Origin of the sequence: Methanobrevibacter sp. (assembly GCF_045646205.1) — an archaeon.
Taxonomy (GTDB): Archaea; Methanobacteriota; Methanobacteria; order Methanobacteriales; family Methanobacteriaceae; genus Methanocatella.
In genome coordinates, this window is the sequence record NZ_JAZRKF010000015.1 from 1 (window position 1) to 5,993 (window position 5,993).

Below are 5,993 nucleotides of genomic sequence, written 5' to 3' on the forward strand. Positions count from 1 at the left end.
AATGATTACAAAAGGAAATGATACAAAAGTTCAAAATGAGGTAATAGCTCAAACCATTACTGATGAAACCGCAAAAAGATTGAAGTTAGCCAGATTGTTTCCTAAACAAGAAATCAAAGAGAACTCCGATTACTACACATACTTCAGACAGAACATCAATCTCGATGAAGCCATCAAAAAAGGACTTTTAGGAGAAGCTAAGGACATCGCTCCCGGTGCAAGCCTTCAAGAATTAAACATCAGAAAACCGGTAACAGACACCATCAGCATCGACACTGTCGGAGGTGTTTTAAACGTCAACAAGGATGTTTTCGACTCAGATATCGTTTCATTTGAGGATTTGCTGGGCGATGTGGCTACCGTTATTGCTAACCGCATTGAATACAACATCTACGATACTTTAATAAGCTCACCTAACGTTCCGCAATATAACACAACCCAAACCGATGACACTATGGATGCCTTCGGTAATTTTGTCATCAAGGCACAGGAAGCATTCAAAGGAAATGCCGGAGCAGGTGCTGATTTGACAATAATGGCTGAGTCTTACAAAACATTATCATACGTTAAACAGCTGGCTTACTCATCAAACAAGTTAGTCCAACCAGTAGAAGACATTAAGGAATACTACTGCATTGACAATATCGATTTATTGGGAACAACCCAAGCTGACGGCGGATTATTAATAGGCGACAAACAATACATCGGTTTCGATTTAAGAAACGCTCCATTAACAGTATTATATTCCAAATCTTCAGGAACTACCGTTGCACCTATTACATCTGATGAAAACATTGCAGATTTCTATCCAATCATTGAAATCATGCGCAAAGACATCTACGATGAATTGCCACAATATACCAAATTGTTCATACAAAGTAAAGTCGGAATATTGCTGAATAAACCAGGACTTGCCCTGAAAGGTACCTGCAGGCCATAAGGAGGATTGTTAATGTTAACCAAAGGAAATGATGCAAAAGTACAAAATGAAGTTATGGCGCAGATTGTGGCCGATACTTCCGCAAAGTGGATGAAATTCACAAGATTACTTCCAAAGCAGGAAATTGAAGAGAACTCACAGTATTACACTTACATGTCCCAAAGAGTCAATATCGAGGAAGCCATTCAGTCAGGCGTTCTTGGTGAGGCCAAAGACATTGCTCCAGGAGCTACTTTGCAAGAGTTAAATGTAAGAAAGCCAATCAGTGAAACTATCTCCATTGACACTATCGGTGGTGTCCTGAACGTTTCAGCTCAAATGCTTGATTCCAATTTAATCTCCGTTAATGACATGCTGCAGGATGTAGGAATTCTCATCGGCAGAAGCATTGAAAAGGCAGCCATTGACATGATTATGAATTCATCTAAAGTTGCCACTTACAACTTTGAAAGCGGCGATGACACCGGTATGACAATCCTTAAAGCTCAGGAAAAGTTCAAGGAATCAGCCGGAAGCTATGCCAACTTAAATTCAATGGCTGTTAGTTATAAATCTTTAACAACCCTGAAATCAGATATCTTTTCAAGCAACAGACAGGTCGAACCGGTAGAATTAATCAAAAGCTATTACGGCGTTGACAACATCGACATCTTGGGAACAGCAGTCTGCGACGGCGGTTCCGAGATGGGTGACAAGACCTACATCGGTATGGACTACATCAACCCCGGAATGAAATTATTGTACTCCAGAACTACCGGAACAACCGTTGCGCCTTTAGGACCTGACGGTGAGATGTATGATTTCTATCCATTGATTGAATTCATGAGAAAGGACATCAGAGATGAACTGCCAATGTATACAAAGCTCTTCATCCTATCAAGCGTTGGTGTTTTAATGAATGCACCTAACAGAATCATCAAAGGTAATTTCAGAGCATAAGACCATATTTTATCTCAAATGATTAGTGAAGTTTCAATAGCTTCACTAACTCTTCTCTAATATTTTTTATGCGATAATCGCCATATTATATAATTGAGGCTATAAAATGAAACTGATATTAGATACTGAAAATTCACATCCAACAGCAATAACAGTAAAAGGAAAAGAAATAACATTACTGTTAATTGAATCCAGTATATTAATTGATAGCTCTCAAATAGCCAAACTGTTTGATAAAAAAGAAAAGACAGTAGCTACTAAAGTCCAGAAATCTAAGTTAGAAAAATACGAAACCGAAAATATAAAACTTTTAAAAAATTACGGCCTTATGCATCAAGATGCAGTCAAGCCAAAACCATTCTATGATTTAAGACAGATGCTGGAAGGACCGGCTTATTACTACTTCAAAAAGGAAGATGAAACTGATCTGATTGATGTTATTGTGAGAGTATCTATCGGAAAGCACCGTGAATGGATCCATAACAGAAACATCCAACATTAACGACAGCCATTAACTGTTTAAAACTTATTTTTAGAAATGCTTTGATATATATCGGGATTTAAAACCCAGTCCTGTATTGACAACCCTTGCCGTTAATGTCAATGCCAACCAATTAAATCAAATCAAAAAATCAGCTATTGATTTAATCAACTCTACATTGTAGGAAACATCAATTATTTTCAACACAGTAATTACATACTATTTTTATTATCTAAAATATATAAAAAATATAATAAATAGGATAATACAAATTATAGTATATGTCAGAAAATTATATTAGCTGGACAAGTTTTTGCCAGGCAATGAACTCAATAGCATTCTGGTTAATCCAGAACAAAAAGAAGTACAAAAAACGTGATTATTACCAGATATTAACATTGAAAGGTAATTGCAGTGATATTGAAAAGAAAGCCAAGAAATTAGGTTCAGACAAGTTGGTTGCAATGTATACAATGGCTGTGATTAAGGATAACAGCTCTTTGGATTTCCTTCCAAATTATGTCATGTTAAAGAACGGAACCAAAATCGACAAGGCAGAATATGTGGACATGGCCATAAGGACTGAAAGCTATATCAGAGCAAACGGAAGGCTTCCTGCAATCGTTTACAGAATGTCAAAGCTTCCAGATTACAATGACTCAACAATGAAGCTGTTTATCAAGACATTCAACTACAAAGGAAACACCATTGATGAAGCTTTAGCTATTATAGCAAAGAGGAAATTATACAACAAATACTTTGATTCTCAAAAGACAGACAAGAAAACAATCAATGATGCTAGTCAGGGAAAAGGTTCCAATTGTGTTGACTGGGGACAAGTATATTATCGTATAGCAAAATCATTAGGTTATGATGTGCAATTTGTCCATGTCAAATGCAGAGTTTCAGGAACCGGCCATATAAGATTAAGGCTACGACATAAGAAACATACTGGTGGCAACTGGATTAACAGAGATCCTGCTGCAGTGGCCGATTCAACTTCAGGTAATGTCAGAGCAATATGGTGTGAAGACGGTTATCTTATAGCTTATGATCCAAGTTGGATATTTACAGATTTGTATAGCAGTTAACATTAATGTTAACTCATTTTCTTTTTTTTAATATGGCATTGAGATTTAGTCATTAAGATATTTTATTGATTAAATTTAATTTATGAAAGTTTATTTAAGAATATGAAAATAAATCTATATATAAAAGAAATTAATTGTTGATAAAAATGAGCATTATTAAAGATTTAAAAATTGAAAATGATGATTATACAATTATAAACTCCCCTAATAAAGACTGGTTAATGAACTTGTCTAGGATTAATATTTTTGTAGGTGCGAACAATACCGGTAAAAGCAGATTTATGAGGTCATTATTCTATGTAGATAAGGATTATACTTTAAAATTTTTACCTAACGACCCACAGTTTGATACATTTTTAAAACAATCTAAAGAGTTTAAAAAATCAATTAATAAACAGAAAGGGATTTTAGACTCTCAAGACCAAAGACGAGCAAAATCAAATATTCTTAAAAGTTTACATAACCCTGAATTTATTGAAGAAGCAAATGCACCATTTCCTGATTTAATAAAAATTCATAATAATATTGATAATGACTTCAAAAAGCAGCCTATGAGCTACGAACATGAATGTGGGGAAATCTTTGAAAACTTTTTCAATGAAATAGATATAGATGATAATTTATTTAGATACAATTTTTATAGAATATATATTCCTCCATTGAGAGGATTAATACCATTACTTCCTTCAGAATTCAAATCAGAAGAACAGACTAATGATTTATATGCTGAAAGAATAAAAAATGATTATTTTCCTGATGAGCGAAGCATAATAATTGATGTTAATGATTTTTTGAAAAAGGATGATGAAGATGGACAGAAAGTATTGGGTCTAAAAGACCTTATAGAAAACAGTAAATATTATTCAAAGCATTCAATTATCACAGGTTTACAATTCTATGACTCTGTAAAAAACTATTTATTAGGTGATTTAGAACAAAGAGAAATGATTAGCGAATACGAAAATTATTTATCTAAAACATTTTTTGATGAGAAAGAAGTTGCATTAATTCCAAAAGTTAAAGATGATGTTTTAACTATTAAAATAGGGGATGAAAAAGAAAGACCTATATATAATCTTGGAGATGGAATACAATCTATCATTTTAATAACCTTGCCACTATTTTTATATTTAGATTTATCAAAAAGACAGAATACAAACGTGTTAGTATTTATTGAGGAACCTGAAATTGGTCTTCATCCCAGTTTGCAAAGAACATTAATTGAAACATTATTAGACCCACGTTTTGAAAATTTTCAATTTTTCTTTACAACACACTCTAATCATTTTTTAGACATGCAATTTGAAAATAGAGACATCTCTATTTATTCATTTGATAAATCCATTAATAATGAAGAAAGTCCAATTAATGAATTTATTGTTGAAAAAGTTGATTTTAATCATTTTCCAACATTAGAAAAATTAGGTGCTCTTCCTTCTTCAGTATTGGCAAATAATTGCACATTATTAGTTGAAGGGTCATATGATATTGTGCATTATGATTTCTATCTTAAGTTATATCAAGAAAAATTAAAAAATGAAAACCCTGATACAACAATATTCAAAAAAGGAATTCACTACTCATTTTTAAGGGGTGGCGGTAAAGAAACCTTAAAAACAGTTAAAGAATTTAATTCAATCCAAAAAGAAAGAATATATACAATATTAGATTTTGATAGTGAAGAAGAATCTGAAAAAAATAAGGCATTATTTAATGATATGAATTATTCCAATTATAAAATATTAAATGTTAAAGAAGTTGAAAATTTAATTTCTAAAGGTGTTTTACTAAAAATATTGAATAGTCTTAGGGAAATAAGAAGCTTAGGAATCATAGAAGATTTTGATGAAGAAGAATATCAGAAATCAAACTTTTATAAATTTATTAAAGATAACATAATCACTAATGAAATACCTGATAATTTCTTTAATAAGGATACTTTAAAAGAAAGGTTTTGCTATAAGGAACCCGAGTTTACAGATAATTATGATGACCTTTCAGATGCTGCAAAAGAAGTTACCGAAGGAATATATGAATTTATAAAGAAAAATAATTAACTAAAACAATTTAATAAAATTTTTTAAGATCAAAAGTGAAAATCAACTTAAGTTTTATATAATTGAAATAATAAAATATTATATTAATTATTATATACAGGTTGTAATAGCTATGGCCAATATAAATAATACCTCATCCTATATGGATGAAGACAAAAAGCAAATTATCAAAGAGTCCAACTATACCTATCGAGATGCTCTTGAAGTTTCAGCTTATCTCATTGAAGTCGGCAAGTTCGAAAGATTCTATAAGGAAATGCAAATCCACGATCTTCAAAAGGAACTTGACGAAATGGATGACGAAGAATAGCTTCAAAAAATAAATCTCACGTATATAACTCTTAAAAAGAAACTATTTTTCATAAGCAAAAGTAATATTTATTATTACTTTTATATTTTTTTTATAATAAAATTTTATATATAATACATAATATATTATTTATTATGTTACCGGAAAAAACCAACATCAGCGCAAGAGTTGAAAT

Annotated in this window: 6 protein-coding genes; all 6 read left to right on the forward strand. The window is 31.8% G+C overall.

Annotation, left to right across the window (positions count from 1 at the left end; translation table 11 throughout):
* On the forward strand, positions 1-940 hold a 940-nt coding region (locus ACKI44_RS02730; RefSeq protein ID WP_407421308.1), incomplete at its 5' end, for a hypothetical protein.
* 12 nt (positions 941-952) lie between these two features.
* Positions 953-1,879 carry a hypothetical protein gene (locus ACKI44_RS02735; RefSeq protein WP_233144885.1) on the forward strand — a complete coding sequence of 309 codons (927 nt, stop codon included), beginning with the start codon at positions 953-955 and terminating at the stop codon, positions 1,877-1,879.
* A gap of 106 nt (positions 1,880-1,985) precedes the next feature.
* Entirely contained in the window at positions 1,986-2,381 is a 396-nt protein-coding gene (locus ACKI44_RS02740) for a hypothetical protein (RefSeq protein WP_407421310.1), read from the forward strand.
* Positions 2,382-2,641: 260 nt separating this feature from the next.
* Positions 2,642-3,451 carry a pseudomurein-binding repeat-containing protein gene (locus tag ACKI44_RS02745; protein ID WP_407421312.1) on the forward strand — a complete coding sequence of 270 codons (810 nt, stop codon included), beginning with the start codon at positions 2,642-2,644 and terminating at the stop codon, positions 3,449-3,451.
* A gap of 146 nt (positions 3,452-3,597) precedes the next feature.
* Positions 3,598-5,508: an ATP-dependent nuclease gene (locus ACKI44_RS02750; RefSeq protein WP_407421314.1), complete on the forward strand. Its 1,911-nt coding sequence runs from the start codon at positions 3,598-3,600 to the stop codon at positions 5,506-5,508.
* A gap of 112 nt (positions 5,509-5,620) precedes the next feature.
* Entirely contained in the window at positions 5,621-5,818 is a 198-nt protein-coding gene (locus ACKI44_RS02755; protein ID WP_091699469.1) for a hypothetical protein, read from the forward strand.
* The last annotated feature ends 175 nt before the right edge of the window (positions 5,819-5,993 follow it).

Excerpts from the sequence above, each read along its gene's own strand:
- ACKI44_RS02755 (WP_091699469.1), top strand. The coding sequence starts at position 5,621 with ATGGCCAATATAAATAATACCTCATCCTATATGGATGAAGACAAAAAG.
- ACKI44_RS02750 (WP_407421314.1), top strand. The coding sequence starts at position 3,598 with ATGAGCATTATTAAAGATTTAAAAATTGAAAATGATGATTATACAATT.
- ACKI44_RS02740 (WP_407421310.1), top strand. The coding sequence starts at position 1,986 with ATGAAACTGATATTAGATACTGAAAATTCACATCCAACAGCAATAACA.
- ACKI44_RS02745 (WP_407421312.1), top strand. The coding sequence starts at position 2,642 with ATGTCAGAAAATTATATTAGCTGGACAAGTTTTTGCCAGGCAATGAAC.
- ACKI44_RS02735 (WP_233144885.1), top strand. The coding sequence starts at position 953 with ATGTTAACCAAAGGAAATGATGCAAAAGTACAAAATGAAGTTATGGCG.